Source organism: Streptomyces sp. JNUCC 63, assembly GCF_054366325.1.
In genome coordinates, this window is sequence record NZ_CM135963.1 from 5,705,825 (window position 1) to 5,727,917 (window position 22,093).

The window sequence follows — 22,093 nt, forward strand, 5'->3', positions numbered from 1 at the left end:
GGGCGCCACCGGGCCCGCGCATAGGGTGGCCCCATGCCGGTTCCGCTCATACGCCACGCCATGTACGACGACGAGGACGCTCTCGGCCGACTCGACCGCGAGACCTGGTCCCCGCTGCACTCCGTGCAACCGCGCCCCCAGCAGCCGTACGAACCCTTCTTCGGCGAGCGGAGCGGACCGAAGGACCACCTCGTCGCCGAGCTCGACGGCCGCCTCGTGGGCTACCTCCGCCTCGGTCTCGCCACGGAGCTCGCGTCGAACGCGCACGTACGGATGGTCCGCGGGCTCGCCGTGGCCGAACAGGCCCGAGGCCAGGGCGTGGGCCGCGCCCTGCTGCGCGCCTCCGTCGAGGAGGCCCGCCGGCAGGGCGCCCGCCGCCTCACCCTGCGGGTGCTCGGGCACAACACCCCGGCCCGCGAGCTGTACGAGTCCGAGGGCTTCGTGGTGGAGGGCGTCCTGCCGGAGGAGTTCCACCTGGACGGCGCCTACGTCGACGACGTGCTCATGGGCCGCCCCGTGTGAGCCGTGCGCGTCACGAGGTGACCAGCCGGCCCGTGTCCACCGGTGTGGTCGCGCTCGCCGCCCACCGCGCGTCCGGGGCGATTTCGGCCGCCGTCAGCACGTAGCCGGTCTCGCTGTCGGAGGTGGACCGGGCGAAGACCATCCCGAAGACCCGGCCGTCCGTGGTGAGCAGCGGGCCGCCGGAGTTGCCCGGGCGGACGGTGGAGCGGATGGAGTAGATCTCCCGGGTGACCGTGGCGCTGTTGTAGATGTCCCGGCCCGTCGCCCGGATCCGGTTGGCGACCGTCGCCGCCTGCAGGTCCAGGCTGCCGTCCTGCGGATAGCCGGCGACCACCGCCGCCTCGCCGCGCGTGGCGGTGTCGTCGAACCGCAGCACCGGGGCCCGCAGTTCGGGGACGTACAGTACGGCCACGTCCCGGTCCGGGTCGAACAGCACCACCCGCGCCTCGTACGACCGTCCGACGCCGCCGACCCGCACGGTCGGGTTGTCGATGCCGGCCACCACGTGCGCGTTGGTCATCACGTGCCGGCGCGCGTACACGAAGCCGCTGCCCTCGCGGCCCTGGTTGCCCGAGATGCCCTCGATCTTGACCGTGCTGAGCCGGGCGGCGGTCGTCGCGCTCGCCGTCACACTGTCGCCGGAGGGTCTGGCCACGCCCGCCGCGGGCTCGTTCTCGAACGGGTTGAAGACCTGCGGGAAGCCCGCCTCGGTCAGCGCGGAGGTGGCGCGCGAGAACCAGGCCGGGGTGGTGTCCGGCATCGCGTTCTGCACGGTGCCCAGCAGCTTCGAGTCGCGTATCGCCGAGGTCACCACCGGGGAGGAGGAGGCGCCCAGGACGCTCGCGGCCACCCAGGCGACGATCAGCACCGCCACCGAGTTGGCGACGGCCCCGCCGACGCCGTCGGCCACCCGCAGCGGGCCGTGGTCCAGCTCTCGCCGCAGCCGCAGCGCCAGACGCCCCGCCAGTTCGTGACCCACCGCGGCAGGCACCAGCACCGTGAGCACGGCGGTGACCGTCGCCGCCGTCGTCCCGCGCGTGACGAAGCCCATCACCCACGGCAGGATCCACACGCCGACGACCGCACCGCCGACGAAACCGGCCAGGGAGACGCATCCGGCCACCAGGCCCCGCCGGTAGCCGGACGCGGCGTAGACGAGGATCACCAACACCAACAGCAGGTCCAGCAGGTCCACTCGCGCCGCCTTTCTCTCGGACCCTCAAGTACGCGTCGGACGGGCCCAGTGATCAGCCACGCGCACGTGGGTCCGGGGACCGGCCACGTGTACGTGTACCCCCAGAAACGTCCCGGACCAGGACGATGGTTCCACCGGGTGGCACAGTGCACATCGCGGGCGGAGCGCAACGGGCCGACAGTGGGGGCATGCGTGTTGTGGGAATCACCGGGCGCGCCCGGAACCGGCGCCCGGGACGGCCGCCCCGCGCCCTGGTGGTGCTGCTGTGCTGTCTGCCGGGTGCCGCCGTGGTCGGGGTGCTGCTGTACGCCCCCGGCTCCGGAGGGAACGTTTCCGTATCGGTGTCCGCGCGGGCCGTCGTACCCGACCCCTCCGCACCCGGGTACGGCGGCGCGCCCCGGCCGCGGATCGTGCCCCGCTCGGCCTGGCTGGACGCCACCGTCCGGCACACGCAGCCGCCCCCGCACTACGACGACAAGGTCGTCGCCGTCTTCGTGCACCACACCGACTCGCCAGGCGGCTACGACTGTGCCGACACCCCGGGCATCATCCGCCACCTGTACGCCGGGCAGACCGGCGTCCGCCAGTGGGACGACATCGGCTACAACTTCCTCGTCGACCGCTGCGGCACCGTCTACGAGGGCCGCGCCGGCGGCGTCGACCGCCCGGTCACCGGCGCCCACACCCAGGGCTTCAACCACCGCACGGCGGGCATCGCGGCCATAGGCACGTTCACGGCCGGGACACCCGTGCCGCGCGCCATGACGGACGCGATCGCCGCGCTGGCCGCCTGGAAGCTGGGCCTGGCCGGAGTCGACCCGCGCGCGAGCGTCAGCCTCGTCTCCAGCAACAGCCACAGCCGTTACAAGGCCGGTACCACCGCCCTGCTCCCCGCCCTGTCCGGCCACAAGGACGGCTTCAGGACCAACTGCCCGGGGGCGGCCCTGACGCTCCGCCTGCCGGTGATCCGGGAGACGGCGGCCCGACTGCAGGGGAGGAGTTGATCCCCGGCGACGCCCCCGGAGGGCGACCCGGGAGCGCACAGCGGCGGGATGGACGGCGGCCGTGCGCGGCCCCTGGACGGTGGCGTGCGCGGTCGCCACGGTCCTCCTCGGACCCGCCGACGTCACCGCGTCCGTCCTCGACCAGGCCAACGCGGCACCCCGCTTCACGTGGCGCGGGACCTAATCGCGGAAGCGGTTCCACAGCTTGGGGTAGCGCTGGGCGAGGACCCGGTCGTTCTCGAAGTCGAGCGGGGTGCCCTCCGGTTCGGCGGGGGCCGGCGCGAGGCCGAGGTCGGGGGCGACCGTGCCGGTGAGCTGTTCGTAGGCCTCGTCGGCGGCGTAGCCGAGTTCCTCGCCGTCGCCGTCGATCTCCTCGTCGAAGTCGTCCAGCAGGTCGGCGAGCGAGTCCGGGTCGTGCAGGGCGCCCTCGAAGACCTCCCGGCCCTGGCCGATCAGCCAGCACCGGAAGAAGTCGAAGGCGTCGTCGCTGGCCCCGTCCAGAAGCACCCAGGCGGCGCCCCACAGGTCCCAGCGGTAGGCGCGGTTGTACCGGGACTCGAAGTGACGGGCGAAGTCCAGGATCACCTCGGGGTCGCAGCCGAGCAGCCGCTCGACGAGCAGATCGGCCTGTTCCTCCGGATCGCCCTCGGCTGCCTCGCGGCTGCCGTCGATCAGCTCCCAGAACTCCGTCTCGTCCATCACGGCTCAAGCATCGGCCCTCGCGCCGGGGGGCGCACGCGGAGTACGGCGGATTGTTATGACCGGTACAGCGCGCCCAGCCGTGCCGCGTCGCGCGCGAAACGCTCCCGCAGCGCCTTGGGGGCCAGCACCTCGACCTCCGGCCCGAGCGCCATGAGTTGGGTGTGCGCGACCTGTTCGGACTCGACCGGCACGGTGACCGTCACCCACCCGTGCTCGTCAGGCGCGCCGGCCGCCGCCAGCGCCTCCCGGGCCGGCACCGGACCCACGGCGTGCACCAGTCGCCGTACGCCCTCCTCGGACAGCCGCACCACCACCTCGGCCCGCAGGATCGACCGCGCGAACTGCTCCGCCCGCTCCTCCCAGAAGCCGGGCAGGTCGAAGCCGCCGTCCCGCTCGAACCGCTCCCCGGCCGCCTCCACCGTGGTGAACCGGTCGATGCGGTACACCCGGAAGGAACCGGGCCCGGCGACTCGCGCGCACAGGTACCACACGCCCGCCTTGAGCACCAGCCCGTACGGCTCCAGCTCCCGCACGGCCTCCTCCTCGCCGCGCCGGTACCGCGCGGTGATCCGCCGGTCGTCCCACACCGCGTCCGCGACCGCCGGCAGCAGCTCGGGGGTCTTCGGCTCCCGGAACCAGTCGGGCGCGTCCAGGTGGAAGCGCTGCGCCGCCGTACGGGAGGCGTCGCGCAGGGAGGGCAGCAGCGCCGCCGACACCTTCAGCCGGGCGGCCGACGCGGCGTCCTCCAACCCCATCTCCCTGAGGGCCGTCGGTACGCCGCTCAGGAACAGCGCCTCGGCCTCACCGCGGGCCAGCCCGGTCAGCCTGGTGCGGTAGCCGCCCACCAGGCGGTAGCCCCCGGCCCGGCCCCGGTCGGCGTACACCGGCACGCCCGCCTCCGACAGCGCCTGCGCGTCCCGCGTGACGGTCCGCTCCGACACCTCCAGCTCCCGGGCGAGCTCGGCAGCGGTCATGGAGGGCCGCGACTGGAGCAGCAGCACCATTTTGATCAGGCGGGCGGCACGCATACGGCCATCATGCCGGGGGCCGCCGGCAACGGAGGGGTACGGCGAGTCGCCGTACCCCTCCGTCACACGCGAGCCCTTACAGGCCGTACTTCTCCCGCGCCTCCTTGACCGCCGAGGCCTTCACCTCGCCGCGCCGGGCGAGCTGGGCCAGGGCGGCGACGACGATCGACTGGGCGTCGACGCCGAAGTGGCGGCGGGCGGCCTCACGGGTGTCCGACAGACCGAAGCCGTCGGCGCCCAGCGAGGTGTAGTCCTGTTCGACCCACTGCGCGATCTGGTCCGGGACCTGACGCATGTAGTCGGAGACCGCGAGAACCGGGCCCTCGGCGCCCTGCAGCGCCTGACGGACGTACGGCACCCGCTCCTCGCCGCGCAGGCCGGCCGCGTCGGCCTCCAGGGCGTCCCGGCGCAGCTCGCCCCAGGAGGTCGCCGACCACACGTCGGCGGCCACGCCCCACTCCTCGGCGAGCAGCCGCTGCGCGTCCAGCGCCCAGTGGATCGCCGTGCCGGAGCCGAGCAGCTGGATCCGCGGGGCGTTGGCCGGGACGGAAAGCCCCGCCGACTCCGCCGTGTTGAAGCGGTACAGGCCCTTGACGATGCCCTCGTCGATGCCGAGGCCGGACGGCTTCGCCGGCTGCGGCAGCGGCTCGTTGTAGACGGTCAGGTAGTAGAAGACGTCCTGGTCCTCGCCGGGCGCGGCCTCGCCGTACATACGGCGCAGACCCTCCTTGACGATGACCGCGATCTCGTACGCGAACGCAGGGTCGTACGTCAGTGCCGCCGGGTTGGTCGCCGCGATGACCGGGGAGTGGCCGTCGGCGTGCTGCAGGCCCTCGCCGGTCAGCGTCGTACGGCCCGCCGTGGCGCCGACCAGGAAGCCGCGGCCGAGCTGGTCGCCGAGCTGCCACATCTGGTCGGCGGTGCGCTGCCAGCCGAACATCGAGTAGAAGATGTAGAACGGGATCATCGCCTCGCCGTGCGTCGCGTACGACGTGGACGCCGCGATGAAGTCGGCCATCGAACCGGCCTCGGTGATCCCCTCGTTGAGGATCTGGCCGTTCTTGGCCTCCTTGTAGTACATCAGCTGGTCGCGGTCGACCGGCTCGTACGTCTGGCCCATGGGCGAGTAGATGCCGAGCGAGGGGAACAGGCTCTCCATGCCGAAGGTACGCGCCTCGTCCGGGACGATCGGCACCCAGCGCCGACCCGTCTCCCGGTCGCGGACCAGGTCCTTGACCAGGCGGACGAACGCCATGGTGGTGGCCACGTTCTGCGAGCCGGAGCCCTTGTCGAAGGCGGTGAACGCCTTGTCGGCGGGCGCGGGCAGCGGGGCGACCGGGTGGACGCGGCGGGCCGGGGCCGGGCCGCCGAGGGCCGCGCGGCGCTCCTGGAGGTAGCGCACCTCGGGGGAGTCGGCGCCGGGGTGGGCGTAGGGGACCTGGCCGTCGGCGAAGGCGCTGTCGGGGATGGGCAGTTCGAGGCGGTCGCGCATCGCCTTGAACTCGTCCACCGACAGCTTCTTCATCTGGTGGTTGGCGTTCTTCGACGCGAAGCCTTCACCGAGGGTGTGGCCCTTGACCGTCTGGGCCAGGATCACCGTCGGGGCGCCCTTGTGGGCGAGGGCGGCCTTGTAGGCGGCGTAGACCTTGCGGGACTCGTGGCCGCCGCGGGAGAGGTGGAAGCACTCGATGATCTTGTCGTCGCTCAGCAGCCTCGCCATCTCCGCGAGCGCCGGGTCGGCCCCGAAGAAGTCCTGGCGGATGTAGGCGGCGTCACGGGTCTGGTACGTCTGGATCTGCGCGTCCGGCACCTCGCGCAGCCGGCGTACCAGCGCGCCCGTGGTGTCGAGCCGGAACAGCTCGTCCCAGGCCGAGCCCCACAGCGTCTTGATCACGTTCCAGCCGGCGCCGCGGAACAGGGCCTCCAGCTCCTGCACGATCTTGAAGTTGGCGCGGACCGGGCCGTCCAGGCGCTGCAGGTTGCAGTTGATGACGAAGGTGAGGTTGTCCAGGCCCTCGCGGGAGGCGAGCGTCAGCGCGGTGGTGGACTCCGGCTCGTCCATCTCGCCGTCGCCGAGGAACGCCCAGACGTGGGAGTCGGAGACGTCCTTGATGCCGCGGCTGGTGAGGTAGCGGTTGAACCGGGCCTGGTAGATGGCGGAGATCGGGCCGAGGCCCATCGACACCGTCGGGAACTCCCACAGCCAGGGCAGGCGGCGCGGGTGCGGGTAGGAGGGCAGGCCGTTGCCGCCGGCCTCCTGGCGGAAGTTGTCCAGGTGCTGCTCGGTCAGCCGGCCGTCGAGGAAGGCGCGGGCGTAGATGCCCGGGGAGGCGTGGCCCTGGAGGTAGAGCTGGTCGCCGGAGCCGTCGCCCTCCTTGCCGTGGAAGAAGTGGTTGAAGCCGGTCTCGTACAGCCAGGCCGCGGAGGCGAAGGTGGCGATGTGGCCGCCGACGCCGTACTTGCTGCCGCGGGTCACCATCGCCGCCGCGTTCCACCGGTTCCAGGCGGTGATACGGGCCTCCAGGGCCTCGTCACCGGGGACGGCCGGCTCGGCGGCGGTGGGGATGGAGTTGACGTAGTCCGTCTCGAGGAGCTTGGGCAGGGCGACGCCTGTGCCCTCGGCACGCTCCAGCGTGCGGCGCATCAGATACGCGGCACGGTGCGGCCCGGCCGCCTCGGCGACGGCGTCCAGGGAGGCCTGCCATTCGGCGGTCTCCTCCGGGTCGCGGTCCGGGAGCTGGTCGAGCTCGCTCGGCTGGATGGCGTTGGGGTCGGTCATGTCGCCGCCTTCCTCAGTCGAAGGGGGTTCCCTCGTCGGTAAGGGTTCGGGGGTGCCCTAGGTCTTTGGCAGGACAGGGCGTGAGGCTTTGGTGGAAGCCCAGCGGTGACTCTAACCCCCTGATCGATGATCGATCAAAGGTTTGGCGATCAAAATCCTTCGATTGCCAGAAAGTCGGCACGCGGTGCCTTGGAATCGGGCACCCGGTGCCGCGATTTCGTGTGGTTTTCCCTGGTGAGCGGGGGAGTGCTCGACTGGATCAAGCCCGCGGCGCGCAGCCGAGGACGTGCGCCTTGACCAGCTCGGCGATCCGCGGATCGCGCCGCCGGAACGCCTGCACCAGCTCCTCGTGCTCCTCCGCGTACGACTGCTGGACCGTGCCCAGCCAGCGGATCGACAGCGCGGTGAACACCTCGATGCCCAGGCCCTCCCAGGTGTGCAGCAGCACCGAGTTGCCGGCCGCGCGGACCATCTCGCGGTGGAAGGCCACCGTGTGCCGCACCTGGGCCGTGCCGTCGGCCTTGCGGTCGGCCTCGTACAGCGCGGCCACGTGCGCCTCCAGCGCCGAGCAGTCGTCGGCCAGACGCTGGGCCGCCAGCTCCGCCGCGATGGCCTCCAGGCCGGCCCGGACCGGGTAGCTCTCCTCCAGGTCGGCGGCGGTCAGATTCCGCACCCGTACGCCCTTGTTGGGTGCCGACTCGATCAGCCGCAGCGACTCCAGCTCGCGCAGCGCCTCCCGCACCGGCGTCTGGCTGACCTCCAGCTCGGTCGCGATCCGCCGCTCCACGATCCGCTCGCCCGGCTTCCAGCGCCCGCTGACGATCCCCTCCACGATGTGCTCGCGGATCTGCTCGCGCAGCGAGTGGACAAGGGGCGCGGTCATGGAGGGCTCCTTAGCGGGGGACCGGCGGGTCCCCGAGGGCGTTGACGCTTAGACAATACGGCGGTCGGCGGTACGCGGAAGGGCGCATACGGGCGCTTTCACGCAGGTGAGACGAGGCTTACACGCCGTCGAGGCCAAGAACGGGCAAAGCGGCGCCCCCGCCCGGAGTGCTCCGGACGGGGGCGCCGTACTGCTGTTCCCGAGAGCGGGGATCAGAGACCGAGCTCGACCTCGAACTCGCCCGCCTCCAGGATCGCCTTGACCGCCGTCAGGTAACGGGCCGCGTCGGCACCGTCCACCAGGCGGTGGTCGTAGGAGAGGGTCAGGTACGTCATGTCGCGGACGCCGATGACCGTTCCCTCCTCGGTCTCGATGACGGCCGGGCGCTTGACGGTGGCGCCGATGCCGAGGATCGCGACCTGGCCCGGCGGCACGATGATCGTGTCGAACAGTGCGCCACGCGAACCGGTGTTGGAGACGGTGAAGGTCGCACCGGCCAGCTCGTCCGGCGTGATCCTGTTGCCGCGGACCTTGGCCGCCAGGTCGGCGGTGGCCTTGGCGATACCGGCGATGTTGAGGTCACCGGCGTTCTTGATGACCGGGGTCATCAGGCCCTTCTCGGAGTCCACCGCGATACCGATGTGCTCGGTGTCGAAGTAGGTGATGGTCCCCTCGGCCTCGTTGATCTTCGCGTTGATGACCGGGTGGGCCTTCAGCGCCTGGGCGGCGGCCTTGACGAAGAACGGCATCGGGGAGAGCTTGACGCCCTCACGCGCGGCGAAGGGCTCCTTCGCCCGGGCGCGCAGCTTCATCAGGCGGGTCACGTCGACCTCGACCACCGAGGACAGCTGGGCCTGCTCGTGCAGGGCCTTGACCATGTTGTCGCCGATGACCTTGCGGATCCGCGGCATCTTGATGGTCTGGCCGCGCAGCGGGGAGGCCTCCAGGACCGGGGCCTTCCTCGCGGCGGGGGCGGCCGGAGCGGCGGCGGCCGGGGCGGCGGCCTTCGCGGCCTCGGCGGCGGCGAGCACGTCCTGCTTGCGGATACGCCCGCCGACGCCCGTGCCCTTGACGGCGGACAGGTCGACGCCGTTCTCGGCGGCGAGCTTGCGCACCAGCGGGGTCACGTACGCGCCCTCGTCGGTCGGCCGGGCGGCGGCGGGGGCCGCGGCCGGGGCGGGCGCGGCGGGGGCCGGCGCGGGAGCCGGGGTCACCTGCTGCTGCGGGGCCGGAGCCGTCGGGGCCTGCGGGGCCGGGGCGGCGGGAGCGGGTGCCGGGGCGGGAGCCGCGGGGGCCGGGGCCTCGGCGGCGGGCGCCGGAGCCGGTGCGGCCGGGGCGGGGGCGGCCGCGGGAGCGGCGCCCGGGGCGCCGACGACGGCGAGCTTGGCGCCGACCTCGGCGGTCTCGTCCTCGCCGACCACGATCTCGAGCAGCACACCGGCGACGGGCGAGGGGATCTCGGTGTCGACCTTGTCGGTGGAGACCTCGAGCAGCGGCTCGTCGGCCTCGACGGAGTCACCGACCGACTTCAGCCAGCGGGTGACGGTGCCCTCGGTGACGGACTCGCCGAGCGCGGGCAGGACCACGTCCGTGCCCTCGGCGGTGCCGGCACCGGCGGCGGCCTCGGCCGTGGGAGCCGGGGCGGGGGCGGCCTGCTCGGTGGAGGGAGCGGCCGGGGCCTGGGCGGCCGGGGCGGCCGTCGGGGTCGGGGCCGGGGCCGGGGCCTGCTCGGCGGCGGGGGCCGGGGCCGCGGCGGGGGCGCCGGAACCGTCGTCGATGACGGCCAGCTCGGCGCCGACCTCGACGGTCTCGTCCTCGGCGACCTTGATCGAGGACAGCACACCGGCGACGGGCGAGGGGATCTCGGTGTCGACCTTGTCGGTGGAGACCTCGAGCAGCGGCTCGTCGGCCTCGACGCGCTCGCCCTCGGCCTTCAGCCAGCGGGTGACAGTGCCCTCGGTGACGCTCTCGCCGAGCGCCGGAAGGGTTACGGAAACCGCCATGGTTTCGGTTGCTCCTTACGAAGTGCGGAAGTCTGTGTCGTCGCGCCCGATGACGAAGGCGTCAGTCGTGGGAGTGCAGCGGCTTGCCGGCCAGGGCCAGGTGGGCCTCGCCGAGCGCCTCGTTCTGGGTCGGGTGGGCGTGGATGAGCTGGGCCACCTCGGCCGGCAGCGCCTCCCAGTTGTAGATCAGCTGGGCCTCGCCGACCTGCTCGCCCATGCGGTCGCCGACCATGTGGACGCCGACCACGGCGCCGTCCTTGACCTGGACGAGCTTGATCTCGCCCGCGGTCTTCAGGATCTTGCTCTTGCCGTTGCCCGCCAGGTTGTACTTCAGGGCGACGACCTTGTCCGCGCCGTAGATCTCCTTGGCCTTGGCCTCGGTGATGCCGACGGAGGCGACCTCCGGGTGGCAGTACGTCACCCGAGGGACACCGTCGTAGTCGATCGGAACGGCCTTCAGACCGGCCAGACGCTCCGCCACCAGGATGCCCTCCGCGAAGCCGACGTGCGCGAGCTGCAGCGTCGGGACGAGGTCGCCGACGGCGGAGATGGTCGGGACGTTGGTGCGCATGTACTCGTCGACGAGGACGTAGCCGCGGTCCATGGCGACCCCGGCCTCCTCGTAGCCCAGGCCCTGGGAGACCGGGCCGCGGCCGACGGCGACGAGCAGGACCTCGGCCTCGAACTCCTTGCCGTCGGCGAGGGTGACCTTGACCCCGTCCTGGGTGTACTCGGCCTTCTGGAAGAAGGTGCCGAGGTTGAACTTGATCCCGCGCTTGCGGAAGGCGCGCTCCAGCAGCTTCGAGGAGTTCTCGTCCTCGACCGGGACGAGGTGCTTGAGGCCCTCGATGATCGTGACGTCGGAGCCGAAGGACTTCCACGCGGAGGCGAACTCCACGCCGATCACGCCGCCGCCCAGGACGATCGCGGACTTCGGCACACGGTCCAGGACGAGGGCGTGGTCGGAGGAGATGACGCGGTTGCCGTCGATCTGCAGGCCCGGCAGGGACTTCGGCACGGAACCGGTCGCCAGGAGGACGTGGCGGCCCTGGATCCGCTGCCCGTTGACGTCGACGGAGGTGGGGGAGGACAGCCGGCCCTCGCCCTCGATGTAGGTGACCTTGCGGGAGGCGATGAGCCCCTGCAGACCCTTGTACAGGCCCGAGATCACGTCGTCCTTGTACTTGTGGACGGCAGGGACGTCGATGCCCTCGAAAGCGGCCTTGACGCCGAACTGCTCGCTCTCGCGGGCCTGGTCGGCGATCTCGCCCGCGTGCAGCAGGGCCTTGGTGGGGATGCAACCCCGGTGCAGGCAGGTACCGCCGACCTTGTCCTTCTCGATCAGGGCGACGTCCAGGCCCAGCTGCGCCCCGCGCAGGGCCGCGGCGTAACCACCGCTGCCACCGCCGAGGATCACTAGGTCGAAAACGGTGCTGGCGTCGTTCGCCACGTCACGTCCTCCATGCATGTGCGCCGTGCGCCGGCCGTCGGTGGCCGGCAGGCGGCTGGTGTCCGGCCGCTTGATTTTCGGCCCTTCGGTGGGGGCCCTGTCCTGCCGCCGCCCATCTTCGCACTTGTGGGAGGGGAACGAGACGCCGGGCTGGAGTGTGAGACACGGCACGTATGCGACCTACGGCGGAGCAGCCCGCCGAAGGGGCGCGGGGAACTGCGCGAACAACCCCCCCGCGCCCGCAGCCGCCGTGCGACGGACTGGACCGAGCTCTTACGCGAACTCAGCCGCGAACTCAGCCGAGGTCACCGGAAGCCGCTCGTTCGGCAAGTCGAACGAGCGTCCGCACCGCGGACCCCGTCCCACCCTTCGGCGTGTACCCGAAGGGTCCCTGTTCATTGAACGCCGGCCCGGCGATGTCCAGGTGTGCCCACGTGATGCCGTCCACGACGAACTCGCGCAGGAACAGACCGGCGACCAGCCCGCCGCCCATCCGCTCGCCCATGTTCGCGATGTCGGCGACGGGGGAGTCCATCCCCTTGCGCAGGTGCTCCGGCAGCGGCATCGGCCAGGCGTCCTCGCCGGCCTCCCCCGCCGCCTCGAACACCGCGGAGCGGAACGTGTCGTCGTTCGCCATGACCCCGAAGGTCCGGTTGCCCAGCGCCAGCATCATCGCGCCGGTCAGGGTCGCGACGTCCACGATGGCGTCCGGCTTCTCCTGGGAGGCGGCCCACAGCGCGTCCGCGAGGACGAGCCGGCCCTCGGCGTCGGTGTTGAGCACCTCCACCGTCTTGCCGCTGAACATGCGCAGCACGTCGCCCGGACGGGTGGCGGAGCCGGAGGGCATGTTCTCGGCCAGCGCCAGCCATCCGGTGACGTTGACCTCCAGGCCGAGCCGCGCGGCGGCGACGACCGCGGCGAACACGGCGGCGGCGCCGCTCATGTCGCACTTCATCGTCTCGTTGTGACCGGCCGGCTTGAGCGAGATGCCGCCCGAGTCGTAGGTGATGCCCTTGCCGACGAGGGCGAGGTGCTTCTTCGCCTTGGCGGAGGTGTACGACAGCTTGACCAGCCGCGGGGCGGAGGCCGAGCCGGAGCCGACGCCCAGGATGCCGCCGTAGCCGCCCTTGGCGAGCGCCTTCTCGTCGAGCACCTGCACCTTCAGGCCGTGCTCCTTGGCCGCCTCCTGCGCGACGGCGGCGAACGCGGCCGGGTCGAGGTCGTTCGGCGGGGTGTTGACCAGGTCGCGGGCGCGGTTGAGCTCCTCGCAGACGGCGGTGGCACGCTCGACGGCCGCCTTGTACGCCTTGTCGCGGGGCTTGCCGCCGAGCAGGACGACGTCGGCGAGCGGAGCCTTGGCTTCGCGGGCCTTGGCGTCCTTGCCGTTGTTCTTGTAGGTGTCGAAGGAGTACGCACCGAGCAGGGCCCCCTCGCCGACCGCGGCGGCGTCGGCGGCGTCCGCGAGCGGCAGCGCGAAGGCGGCCTTCTTGGCCCCGGCGAGGGCGCGGGCGGCCACACCGGCGGCCCGGCGCAGCGCCTCGGCGTCGTAGGCGGCGTCCTTCTCGGGCTGCGGGCCGAGGCCCACCGCGAGGACGAGCGGGGCCTTGAAACCGGCGGGGGCCGGCAGTTTCGTCACCTCGCCCTCGGCACCGGAGGCACCGAGGGTCTCCAGGACACCGGCGAGCTTGCCGTCGTACGCCTGGTCGACGGTCTCGGCGCCCGGTGCGACGACCAGGTTCCCGGACCTGGATCCAGCGCCCTTGGCGACACCGATCACGATCGCGTCGGCCCGCAGGCCGGGCGCCGCGGCGGTGCTGAGAGTGAGAGCAGTCACGGTGGTGAAATCTCGCTTCCCTGTGAGAGGTGTGTGGCCGAAAACAGGTGGGTCGACCGGGCCCGACCACCGACCCTAGAACTCTCCTCCGGCGCGGTCTTCACCCGGGCAGGCAAACACCCGCTCCGAGCCTACGCGCGCCCCGCCGCGGATCCGCTCCGCGGGTGTGTGCCCGGGGGCGGCGCCGCCGTTGCTTTCCGGCCCGCACGCCCGTGACCCGGGGCGCCCACAGCGGCTCTGCCGGGCGGTCCGGCGCGGCCGGCGGACGGCTGCCGCCGAGCGCCGGCGGCCGGGCACGGGCCGGCAGTGGCAGCACGGCGGCCGGCCGCCCGGCTCGCCGCAACCGCCTGATCACCGGGCTCGCCCACGACCGGGGCGTGGCAGCCGGTCCTCCACGCCGAGTACGAGCTGACGGACCTGCCGAGCCGGTCTCTTCGGCGCAGCGCGAGAAGGACCAGGCTCTTCAGCGCAGCGCGAGAAGGACCAGGGCAGTCGTGGCCGCCGTCTCGGACAGGGCGCCGAAGACGTCGCCCGTCACGCCGCCGAAGCGGCGCGTGCAGTGGCGCAGGAGGAGTTCGGCGGCGGCGAGGGCGGCGAGGACCGAGAGGGCGGTGAGGGCGCAGGCGTACGGGCCGAAGCGCGCGCCCGCCGCTGCCGCCGCCAGGGTGACGGCGAGGGCCGTGGCGATCGCGCCCGGTATCGGGACCACTTCCGCGACCGCGGCGCCCAGCCCCTCCGGGCGGGCGGCCGGGACCCCGGTGCGGGCGGCCAGGGTCAGGGCCAGCCGGGCGGCGGTCGCCGAGACGACGGCGGCGAGTGCGCCCCGGGCCCAGGAGTCGTCGTAGGCCCGGGTCAGGGCGGCCACCTGGGCGAGCAGGACGAGGACGAGGGTGATCACCCCGAAGGGGCCGATGTCCGACTGCTTCATGATCCGCAGCGCGTCCTCGGCGGGCTTGCCGCTGCCCAGCCCGTCCGCGGTGTCGGCGAGTCCGTCGAGGTGCAGACCGCGGGTCAGCACGGCGGGCACGGCGACGGTGGCGACGGCGGCGAGCGGCGGGCCGGCGCCGAGGAGGAGCAGCAGCAGTCCCACGGCCGCCGCCGCCACCCCGACCACGAGTCCGGCGAGCGGCGCGCAGAGCATTCCCGCGCGTGCGGCCTCGCGGTCCCAGCGGCCGACCCGGACCGGAAGCACGGTGAGGGTGCCGAAGGCGAACCGCAGTCCGTGCGGCGGGGGAACCGGCCGGGGGGTCGTGGACACCCGGGCAGACTACGGGACCGACGTGGGCCCCTCCGCGGGCGGGCGGCGCACCGGCGGGCGCGGCACACTACACCCATGGGGCACTGGCTGGAGCGCAACATCGTCGAACCCGGGAAACTGCCCCTGCTCCTCGCCCTCGCCGCGTTCGTCCTGACCTTCGTGGTCACCCGGACCATCACCCGCCTGATCCGCGCCGGAAAGGGCCCCTTCGGCAACGTCAAGGCCGGCGGTCTGCACATCCACCACGTGGTGCCCGGCGTGGTCCTGACCGTCCTCGGCGGCTTCGGCGCGGTCGCCAGCAACGGGCGCGGTCTCGGCACGGAGGCCTCCGCGGTGGTCTTCGGGATCGGTGCGGGTCTGGTGCTGGACGAGTTCGCGCTGATCCTGCACCTGGACGACGTCTACTGGACCGAGGCCGGCCGCAAGAGCGTCGAGGTCGTCGTCATCACCGCGGCGCTGGTCGGGCTGGTGCTCGCCGGCTTCTCACCGTTCGGTGTCAGCAACCTGTCCGCGGGCGAACTGCAGAACCGCGGCACGGTCATCATCACCGTGGTCGTGAACTTCCTGTTCTCCCTGGTGGCCCTCAGCAAGGGCAAGGGCCGTATCGCCCTGTTCGGTGTGATCATCCCGTTCATCGCGCTGTTCGGCGCGATCCGCCTGGCCCGCCCCGGCTCCTACTGGGCCAGGCGCTTCTATCGCCGCCGTCCGCGCGCCCGGGCCCGCGCCGGGCTGCGCGCCGACCGCCACGACCGCCGCTGGTCCGGTCCCCGCCGGGCGTTCCAGGACTGGATCGGCGGCAAGCCGGACGCGCAGCAGGCCCGCCTTCCGGGACGCAGATGACCCGCGCCACCGGCGGGCCGCCCGGTGACGCAGCGCCGACAGCCCGCACGCCAGCAGCACCCCCAGGATCGCGGCCAGGTGCTCCTTGCCGGCCAGGTTCTCCTTCAGCGCCACCTCCAGCGCCATCGCCGCGGTGACCGCGACCGCCGTGACGTACGCCCCGTAGCGCAGGCCGAGGTACACCGCGAGGCCCACCACGGCGGCCGACGGACCGGCGTCCACCACGTGCGCGTCGGTGGCGGGCAGGCCCAGCGGGAGGTGCGGGCCGAGGGCGACGCCCACGCGCGCGTACAGGGTTCCGGAGAGGGTGGCGAGGTAGGCGACGGCGAGGGTGCGGCGCGGGCCCAGGCAGATCTCGGCGATGCCGAACACGAACAGGATCTGCGCCAGCGCGCCCCACACCGGCAGATCCAGCGCGGGCACGAACAGCGACAGCGGGGTGTGCAGCAGCGCGAGCCATAGGGGTTCGGCGGCCCGTACGGCGCCGAGGTGCTGGACGAGGCCGTAGCCCCAGGGCTGGTTCTGCACGCACTGCAGCAGCGCCGTCAGGCACACCGCCGCGAGCGTCATCGGGATCGCCCGCAGGCGCCGCCGGAGCAGCGGCTCGCGCACGGTGGCGTACACCAGCCCCCATTCGGCGCGGGTCCAGCGGGCGAGTGCGGTCATCCGTGCGTCTCCAGGTGCCCTCGGTGCGATCGGTGCGGCAGGCGCGGCCACTTCGGCAGTCCCGGCACCTCCAGGAAGCCCTCCGCGCGCGCCGACGCGAGGCCGATGCGCGGCAGGTCCGCGCTCTTCTCGAAGAGCAGGAACCGCGGCTCCCAGACGGGCCGGTACTTGGCGTTGGCGCGGTACAGCGACTCGATCTGCCACCAGCGGGAGAAGAAGCCGAGCAGCGACCGCCACACCCTCAGCACCGGCCCGGCGCCGAGGCGCGCCCCACGTTCGAAGACCGAGCGGAACATGGCGAAGTTGAGCGAGACCTGGGTGATTCCGATCTCCCCGGCGCGGCGCAGCAGCTCCAGCACCATGAACTCCACGAGTCCGTTCCCGGCGTGCCGGTCGCGCCGCATCAGGTCCAGGGACAGCCCGTACGGCCCCCAGGGCACGAAGGACAGCAGGGCCCTGAGCTCGCCGTGGGCGTCGTGGCACTCCAGCATCACGCACCGCCCGTCGGCCGGGTCGCCGAGTCGGCCCAGCGCCATGCTGAAGCCGCGCTCGGTGGGCCCGTCCCGCCAGTCGTCGGCCCGTTCGACCAGGTACGCCATCTCGTCCGCCGGGATGTCCCCGTGCCGCCGGATGCGCACCGAGTACCCCGCGCGCGCGACGCGGTTGCAGGCCTGCCGTACGGCACGCATGGCCCGGCCCTCCAGGGTGAAGTCGGCGACCTCCACCACGGCCTCGTCGCCCAGTTCCAGGGCGTCCAGGCCGTGCCGCGCGTACACCGTGCCGGCCTCCTGGCTCGCGCCCATCACGGCCGGGATCCAGCCGTGCGCCCGCGCCTCGGCCAGCCACGGCTCGATGGCGCCGGGCCAGGCCTCGGGGTCGCCGAGCGGATCCCCCGAGGCCAGGGACACTCCGCCGACCACGCGGTAGGCGACGGCGGCCTTGCCGGTCGGCGACCAGACGACGCTCTTCTCGCGGCGCAGCGCGAAGTAGCCGAGCGAGTCGCGTTCGCCGTGTGCCGCCAGCAGTTCGCGCAGCCGTTTCTCGTCGTCCTTCGTGAGCGGGTCGACGGCGCGGCGGGAGCGGAAGGCGGCGTAGAGGACGGCGAGGACCAGGGCGGTGGAGAGCACGTTGATCGACACGTTCGTCCAGTTCGGCGTGTCGATTCCGGGGACGTGGGCTCCGGAGGCGGCGACCGAGACCAGCCGCAGGGTGCCGTAGTGCCAGCGCTGGAGGTACGTCGAACGGGACGCGTCCGGTGCCTGGTTGGTGACCGTCACCAGCAGCGCGGCGAGCAGCGAGGACAGCAGCAGCCCGGCGGCCGCGACGGCGGCGGCGAGCCGCGGGTTGGCCCGGTCGCCCTTGGCGTAGAACTCCCGGCGCCCGAGCAGCAGCGCGGCGACGAAGGCGGCGGTGATGACCAGGGAGACCCAGTTCTGCGGGAAGCGGCGAATCTCCGGGAAGGTCATCGTGAACGCGAACAGCGCCAGGAACGGCCCGCTGAGCGCGAGGTTCAGGATCCACGCGGCCCGCTTGCGGCGGCGCATGGTGACGGCCAGGAAGGCGGCGAACACGCCGGAGGCGAAGCCGGCGGTGAGCAGGTACGGCGTGAACAGGTCCTCCTGGTTGTGCCGCCGCACGTCCTGCCCCAGGGAGACCCACACCGCGCTGAGAAAGTTGACGAACGCCACCGCCCGCAGGTACCAGACGGCGAAGGCGGCGGCCCGCCGCGGAGTACCGCCGGCCGGCCGCGAGGTGGTGCCGGCCGGCCGCGCCACCTCGCTCGCGCGGACCGGAGCCCACCCCTCACGCTCGGCAATTCGGGCATCTCCCATGATGAAAGATCATATGGGCGTCACCCCGGCGAACCGCTCTTTTCGGTCCGCCGTCCGTGCTCGACCCCGGCGGCGACGGGATACCCCTCGCTCGTTCAGAGCTCGGGGTGGGGGTACCCCCTGCTCGAAGAGCTTGGGGGAGTGCCGGGTGTCGCGCGGCAGGCGGGAATCCGACGACAGGGCCTCGGCCCGCGCGGCCAGGGCAGCGCGGAATGCGCGGACCCGGCCGCCGCTTGTCCGGTCCTCGGCTGCTTCCCGTCCGGCTCCCGGCCGCCGCCTGTCCGGCTCTCGGCTGCCCCCCCGTCCGCCCTCGGCTACTCCTCGCTCTCCTTCTCCTCCGGCTCGCCCCAGTCCTCCGGGCGCTCGGGAAGCTCCGCGGCCAGGGCGGCGGCGGACTGGACCAGGGGGAGGGCCAGGAGGGCGCCCACTCCCTCGCCGACGGTCACGCCGTGGTCGAGGAGGGGTTCCAGGGCCAGGCGGTCCAGGGCCTTGGCCTGGCCCGGCTCGCCGCTGCTGTGGCCGGCCAGCCACCAGTCCGGGGCCCGGAACGCCACCCGCTGCCCCACCAGGGCGCACGCGGCCGACACCACGCCGTCCAGGATGACCGGCAGCTTCCGTACCGCGCACTGCAGCAGGAAGCCCGTCGTCGCGGCCAGGTCGGCGCCGCCCACCGCGGCCAGCAGCCGCAACTGGTCGCCGAGCACGGGCCGCGCCCGGCGCAGCGCGTCCCGGATCGCCGCGCACTTGCGCATCCACGTCAGGTCGTCGATGGGCTCGCCGCCGCGCCCGGTCACCACGGAGGCGTCCGTCCCGCACAGCGCGGCGATCAGCACGGCGGCCGGCGTCGTCCCGCCCACGCTGACGTCGCCGAGCACCACCAGATCCGTACCGGAGTCGGCCTCCTCGTCGGCCACCGCCACCCCGGCCCGGAAGGCGGCCTCCGCCTCCTCCGGGGTCAGCGCGTCCTCCACGTCGATGCACCCGCTGCCGCGCCGCACCCGGTGCCGTACGACGTCCTCGGGCAGCGTCTCGGGCGCGCAGTCCAGCGCCATGTCGACCACCCGCACCGGTACGCCGAGCCGCCGGGCCAGCACGGACACCGGCCGGCCGCCCTCCAGTACCGCCCGCACCAGCTGCTCGGCGCCGCCCGCCGACCGGACCGAGACGCCCCGCTCGGCGATCCCGTGATCGCCGGCGAACAGCACCACCCGCGGCCGTTCCACCGGCCGCACCGGGACGGAGGCCTGGGCCGCGGCCAGCCACTCACCCAGTTCGTCGAGGCGGCCCAGTGCCCCGGGCGGCACGATCTGACGCTCCCGGCGCGCCTCCGCGTCACGGCGCACACCGCCGTCGGGACGCTCGATCAGATCGGTGAAGTCGTCGAGATTCAGCGAGCTCATTCGCCGAACAGTACCGGCCCTGGTCGAACAGGGCGGTGCCACGTCGGCGCCACACCCGTACGGCGTCTTTCCGCCCGGGATCCCGATCCCCTACGTTCCCTTTGCGCCAACTTTGTAGTGAATTGTTCAGCAGACCGTTTCAGCGAATCGTCCTCGCCCCCAGGAGCCGCCCATGCCGCCCCTGCCGTACGCCCCGCGGTTCTACGACCCGCGCCGCATCGCGTACGCCTCCGAACTCGCCCAGGGCACGCGCCGCTTCCAGGAGCCGCCCCGCGAGGACTGCCCCTGGTGCGGCTCCCGGCGGCTGCGCACCCGGCTGCGCGCGCCGGACCTGCTCCAGCACAAGCCGGGCACGTTCGCGCTCGCCCAGTGCCGGGACTGCGGCCACGCCTTCCAGAACCCCCGTCTCACCCCCGCCGGACTGGCCTTCTACCACCGGGACTTCGACGAAACCGACCCGGAGGGGTTCGCCGACCCGGCGCTCGCGGCCCGCCGCGGCCACCGGCGGCACCGCTGGGACGCGCACCTGATGCGGGGCGTCGGGGAACCGGAGGCCTGGCTGGACGTCGGCACCGGCCACGGCCACTTTCCCCGGGCCGCGCAGGAGGTGTTCCCGTACACCTCCTTCGACGGCCTGGACCCCACCCCGCGCGTGGAGCGGGCCCGCGCGGACGGGCGGGTCGAGGAGGCCCACATCGGCCACCTCGCCGACCCGCACGTCGCCGAGCGCCTGCGCGGGCGCTACGACGTGGTCAGCATCTTCCACCACCTGGCCCATGTGCCGGACCCCCGCGCCGAGTTGCGCGGCGCCCTGACCGTGCTGCGCCCCGGCGGCCACCTGCTGATCGAACTCCCCGATCCGCGCTGCCTGTTCGCCCTGCTGCTGGGCAAGTGGTGGCTGCCGCACGGCCAGCCGCGCCATCTGCACCTGCTGCCCCTGCACAACCTGCGCGCGGAACTGGAGTCCCAGGGCTGCACGGTCCTGGTCACCGACCGCCGCACCCCGCACACCCCGGGCGACCTGTCGGCAGCCGTCGCCCTGGGCCTCGCCCACGCCCTGCCCGCAGCCGACGCCCCCTGGCACGACGCCCCGCCGACCACCCTCCAACGCGCCCTGCGCGCGGTCCTGTCCACCGTGACCAGCCCCCTGGTGGACGCGGCCGCCGTCCTGGACTTCCTCCTGTCCCCCCTCCTGTGCCGCACCCCCGGCCTGTCCAACGCCTACCGCGTCATCGCCCGCGCAGCGTGACGGCCTGGCCCGCCACCACCAGCAGCACGTGCTCGCACTCCGCCGCGAACGCCGCGTTCAGACGGCCCAGTTCGTCACGGTAGCGACGGCCGGAGGCGGTGGCGGGGACGATGCCAGAGCCCACCTCGTTGGAGACGGCGACCACCGTGCGCCGGGTCGTGCGCAGGGCGCTCGTCAGCGCGGCCACCCGCTCGCGCAGGGCGCGTTCGCCGCCGTCGGCCCACTCGGCGTCGTCCCAGGCACCGACGGAGTCCATCGCGTCCGTCAGCCACAGGGACAGACAGTCCACGAGGAGCGGCGGACCGTCCTCCTCGAGGAGCGGCACCAGGTCGCACGTCTCCGCGGTGCGCCAGGAACCCGGCCGCCGCTCCCGGTGCGCGGCGACCCGGGCCGCCCACTCGGTGTCCCCGCTGCGGGACCCGCCGGTGGCGACGTACAGCACACCGGGGAAGGCCTCCAGCCGTCGTTCGGCCTCCACCGACTTCCCCGAGCGCGCCCCGCCGAGCACCAGCGTGCGCCGGGGCACGTCCGGTACGTCCTCGTACGCCCCGACCACCAGCGTCGTACCGTCCGGCACCGCCCGCGCCCCGGCCGCCGCGAGCCGCCGGCTCAGCTCCGGCCCCGGCGGCACGTCATGGTCCAGGTGGACCGCGACGACGTCCGTGGTCGGCCCCACCGACCCAACCGCCCGCAGCTCGGCCAGGGCGTCGGGGCGCCCCACGACATCCGCGAGAACCAGGTCGTACGACTCCGCCGAGCCCTCCTCCAGACCGGCCGGCGCGCCGCCCGGCGGCAGGTACAGCAGCCGCAGCCCGTCCGGGCCGGTCACCGCGTACCCGGTGCCGGGGGCGTCCAGCGCCACCGCCCGCACCCGATGCCCCGTCAGCAGCGCCAGCTCCTGCCCGTCCGGCACCCGCCCGGGCTGCGGCAGCCCGGCCGGCACCTCGATGGCCGGCCCGTCGTGCGGGTGGGACAGCAGCACCTGCGTCACACCGCCCAGCCAACGCCCCGCCCGCGCCGCAGCGAACGCCGCGCCCGGCGTCAGGTCCAGCAGCAGCGAGCCGTCCACGAGCAGCGCGGTCGCCGCCCGCGCGTCCGCGCCCAGCGCCGACGCGCAGGCCGCACAGGGACAGTCGGGGCGGGGCAGTCCCGCGGGGGCACCGGTGCCGAGCAGAGTCACGTCCACGGACCTGATTTTCCAGGGTGGCCGCAGCTCCTGCGCGCCCGGCTAGGCTCTGTGCAGGAGCCGGACCGAGATCCGGCACGGCTGGTATGCTCCTTGCCGTGCTGAGCGAGAACCAAGCCAGCACAGCAACTCCTTTGCTTGCAATACCAAACCGGGCTGGTTCCAACCCGGCTGGCGTTGATCGTGCAAGACCTGCTGGCCTGCTGGGCCCGCAGGCGACGTGAGCCAGGAATCCCCTGCTTCGGTTGGGGAGGGTTCAAAC

The 22,093-nt window shown here is 73.3% G+C and carries 17 protein-coding genes and 1 pseudogene; 5 read left to right on the plus strand and 13 right to left on the minus strand.

Going from position 1 to position 22,093, the window contains the following annotated elements:
* Positions 1-33: 33 nt before the first annotated feature.
* Positions 34-522, plus strand: a complete 489-nt coding sequence (locus ACX25U_RS26225) for an N-acetyltransferase family protein (protein ID WP_454383569.1) — start codon at positions 34-36, stop codon at positions 520-522.
* A gap of 10 nt (positions 523-532) precedes the next feature.
* Here ACX25U_RS26225 and ACX25U_RS26230 read toward each other — a convergent pair whose 3' ends face one another.
* A complete protein-coding gene (locus ACX25U_RS26230; protein WP_454383570.1) occupies positions 533-1,717 on the minus strand; it encodes a MarP family serine protease in 1,185 nt (394 codons plus the stop codon).
* 188 nt (positions 1,718-1,905) lie between these two features.
* Here ACX25U_RS26230 and ACX25U_RS26235 point away from each other — a divergent pair, with 188 nt between their 5' ends.
* Both ACX25U_RS26235 and ACX25U_RS26240 read left to right on the plus strand, forming a co-directional pair.
* Positions 1,906-2,721: a peptidoglycan recognition protein family protein gene (locus ACX25U_RS26235; RefSeq protein WP_454383571.1), complete on the plus strand. Its 816-nt coding sequence runs from the start codon at positions 1,906-1,908 to the stop codon at positions 2,719-2,721.
* 61 nt (positions 2,722-2,782) lie between these two features.
* Positions 2,783-2,905: a hypothetical protein gene (locus tag ACX25U_RS26240; RefSeq protein WP_454383572.1), complete on the plus strand. Its 123-nt coding sequence runs from the start codon at positions 2,783-2,785 to the stop codon at positions 2,903-2,905.
* Here ACX25U_RS26240 and ACX25U_RS26245 read toward each other — a convergent pair.
* The 8 genes from ACX25U_RS26245 to ACX25U_RS26280 form a co-directional block, all read right to left on the minus strand.
* Positions 2,902-3,420: a DUF4240 domain-containing protein gene (locus tag ACX25U_RS26245; protein WP_454394517.1), complete on the minus strand. Its 519-nt coding sequence runs from the start codon at positions 3,418-3,420 to the stop codon at positions 2,902-2,904. The two genes, ACX25U_RS26240 and ACX25U_RS26245, sit on opposite strands and share 4 nt — an antisense overlap.
* A 56-nt stretch (positions 3,421-3,476) precedes the next feature.
* Positions 3,477-4,451 carry a helix-turn-helix transcriptional regulator gene (locus tag ACX25U_RS26250; RefSeq protein WP_454383573.1) on the minus strand — a complete coding sequence of 325 codons (975 nt, stop codon included), beginning with the start codon at positions 4,449-4,451 and terminating at the stop codon, positions 3,477-3,479.
* Positions 4,452-4,527: 76 nt separating this feature from the next.
* A complete protein-coding gene (aceE, locus tag ACX25U_RS26255) occupies positions 4,528-7,230 on the minus strand; it encodes a pyruvate dehydrogenase (acetyl-transferring), homodimeric type (RefSeq protein WP_454383574.1) in 2,703 nt (900 codons plus the stop codon).
* Between the two features lie 259 nt (positions 7,231-7,489).
* Complete coding sequence (locus ACX25U_RS26260; protein ID WP_454383575.1) at positions 7,490-8,113, minus strand: GntR family transcriptional regulator; 624 nt, start codon at positions 8,111-8,113, stop codon at positions 7,490-7,492.
* Between the two features lie 212 nt (positions 8,114-8,325).
* Positions 8,326-10,116: a 2-oxoglutarate dehydrogenase, E2 component, dihydrolipoamide succinyltransferase gene (sucB, locus tag ACX25U_RS26265; protein ID WP_454383576.1), complete on the minus strand. Its 1,791-nt coding sequence runs from the start codon at positions 10,114-10,116 to the stop codon at positions 8,326-8,328.
* Positions 10,117-10,177: 61 nt separating this feature from the next.
* Positions 10,178-11,566, minus strand: a complete 1,389-nt coding sequence (lpdA, locus tag ACX25U_RS26270) for a dihydrolipoyl dehydrogenase (protein WP_454383577.1) — start codon at positions 11,564-11,566, stop codon at positions 10,178-10,180.
* 295 nt (positions 11,567-11,861) lie between these two features.
* A complete protein-coding gene (locus tag ACX25U_RS26275) occupies positions 11,862-13,400 on the minus strand; it encodes a leucyl aminopeptidase (RefSeq protein WP_454383579.1) in 1,539 nt (512 codons plus the stop codon).
* A 463-nt stretch (positions 13,401-13,863) separates the two neighbouring features.
* On the minus strand, positions 13,864-14,658 hold the full coding sequence (locus ACX25U_RS26280; RefSeq protein WP_454383581.1) for an adenosylcobinamide-GDP ribazoletransferase: 795 nt from the start codon (positions 14,656-14,658) through the stop codon (positions 13,864-13,866).
* A gap of 75 nt (positions 14,659-14,733) precedes the next feature.
* Here ACX25U_RS26280 and ACX25U_RS26285 point away from each other — a divergent pair, with 75 nt between their 5' ends.
* Positions 14,734-15,498 carry a hypothetical protein gene (locus tag ACX25U_RS26285; RefSeq protein ID WP_454383583.1) on the plus strand — a complete coding sequence of 255 codons (765 nt, stop codon included), beginning with the start codon at positions 14,734-14,736 and terminating at the stop codon, positions 15,496-15,498.
* A gap of 12 nt (positions 15,499-15,510) precedes the next feature.
* On the opposite strand, the pseudogene ACX25U_RS26290 reads toward ACX25U_RS26285, so the two are convergent.
* From ACX25U_RS26290 to cobT, 3 genes and pseudogenes are all read right to left on the minus strand, one after another.
* Positions 15,511-16,164, minus strand: a pseudogene (locus ACX25U_RS26290) (hypothetical protein); the annotation flags it as partial.
* Positions 16,161-17,996 carry a phosphatidylglycerol lysyltransferase domain-containing protein gene (locus ACX25U_RS26295; protein WP_454383584.1) on the minus strand — a complete coding sequence of 612 codons (1,836 nt, stop codon included), beginning with the start codon at positions 17,994-17,996 and terminating at the stop codon, positions 16,161-16,163. The gene ACX25U_RS26295 and the pseudogene ACX25U_RS26290, both read right to left, overlap by 4 nt.
* A 314-nt stretch (positions 17,997-18,310) precedes the next feature.
* Entirely contained in the window at positions 18,311-19,396 is a 1,086-nt protein-coding gene (gene cobT, locus ACX25U_RS26300; protein ID WP_454383585.1) for a nicotinate-nucleotide--dimethylbenzimidazole phosphoribosyltransferase, read from the minus strand.
* A gap of 172 nt (positions 19,397-19,568) precedes the next feature.
* Here cobT and ACX25U_RS26305 point away from each other — a divergent pair, with 172 nt between their 5' ends.
* Entirely contained in the window at positions 19,569-20,645 is a 1,077-nt protein-coding gene (locus ACX25U_RS26305) for a class I SAM-dependent methyltransferase (protein WP_454383586.1), read from the plus strand.
* On the opposite strand, the gene ACX25U_RS26310 is transcribed toward ACX25U_RS26305, so the two are convergent.
* Positions 20,626-21,831, minus strand: coding sequence for a bifunctional adenosylcobinamide kinase/adenosylcobinamide-phosphate guanylyltransferase (locus ACX25U_RS26310; RefSeq protein ID WP_454383587.1), 1,206 nt, complete (start codon positions 21,829-21,831; stop codon positions 20,626-20,628). The genes ACX25U_RS26305 and ACX25U_RS26310 overlap by 20 nt on opposite strands.
* Positions 21,832-22,093: the final 262 nt, after the last annotated feature.

Coding starts and splice junctions, on each gene's coding strand:
- ACX25U_RS26295 (WP_454383584.1), bottom strand. CDS start 17,996: ATGGGAGATGCCCGAATTGCCGAGCGTGAGGGGTGGGCTCCGGTCCGC.
- ACX25U_RS26285 (WP_454383583.1), top strand. CDS start 14,734: ATGGGGCACTGGCTGGAGCGCAACATCGTCGAACCCGGGAAACTGCCC.
- ACX25U_RS26305 (WP_454383586.1), top strand. CDS start 19,569: ATGCCGCCCCTGCCGTACGCCCCGCGGTTCTACGACCCGCGCCGCATC.
- ACX25U_RS26250 (WP_454383573.1), bottom strand. CDS start 4,451: ATGCGTGCCGCCCGCCTGATCAAAATGGTGCTGCTGCTCCAGTCGCGG.
- ACX25U_RS26235 (WP_454383571.1), top strand. CDS start 1,906: ATGCGTGTTGTGGGAATCACCGGGCGCGCCCGGAACCGGCGCCCGGGA.
- ACX25U_RS26245 (WP_454394517.1), bottom strand. CDS start 3,420: ATGGACGAGACGGAGTTCTGGGAGCTGATCGACGGCAGCCGCGAGGCA.
- ACX25U_RS26260 (WP_454383575.1), bottom strand. CDS start 8,113: ATGACCGCGCCCCTTGTCCACTCGCTGCGCGAGCAGATCCGCGAGCAC.
- ACX25U_RS26225 (WP_454383569.1), top strand. CDS start 34: ATGCCGGTTCCGCTCATACGCCACGCCATGTACGACGACGAGGACGCT.
- aceE (WP_454383574.1), bottom strand. CDS start 7,230: ATGACCGACCCCAACGCCATCCAGCCGAGCGAGCTCGACCAGCTCCCG.
- cobT (WP_454383585.1), bottom strand. CDS start 19,396: ATGAGCTCGCTGAATCTCGACGACTTCACCGATCTGATCGAGCGTCCC.
- sucB (WP_454383576.1), bottom strand. CDS start 10,116: ATGGCGGTTTCCGTAACCCTTCCGGCGCTCGGCGAGAGCGTCACCGAG.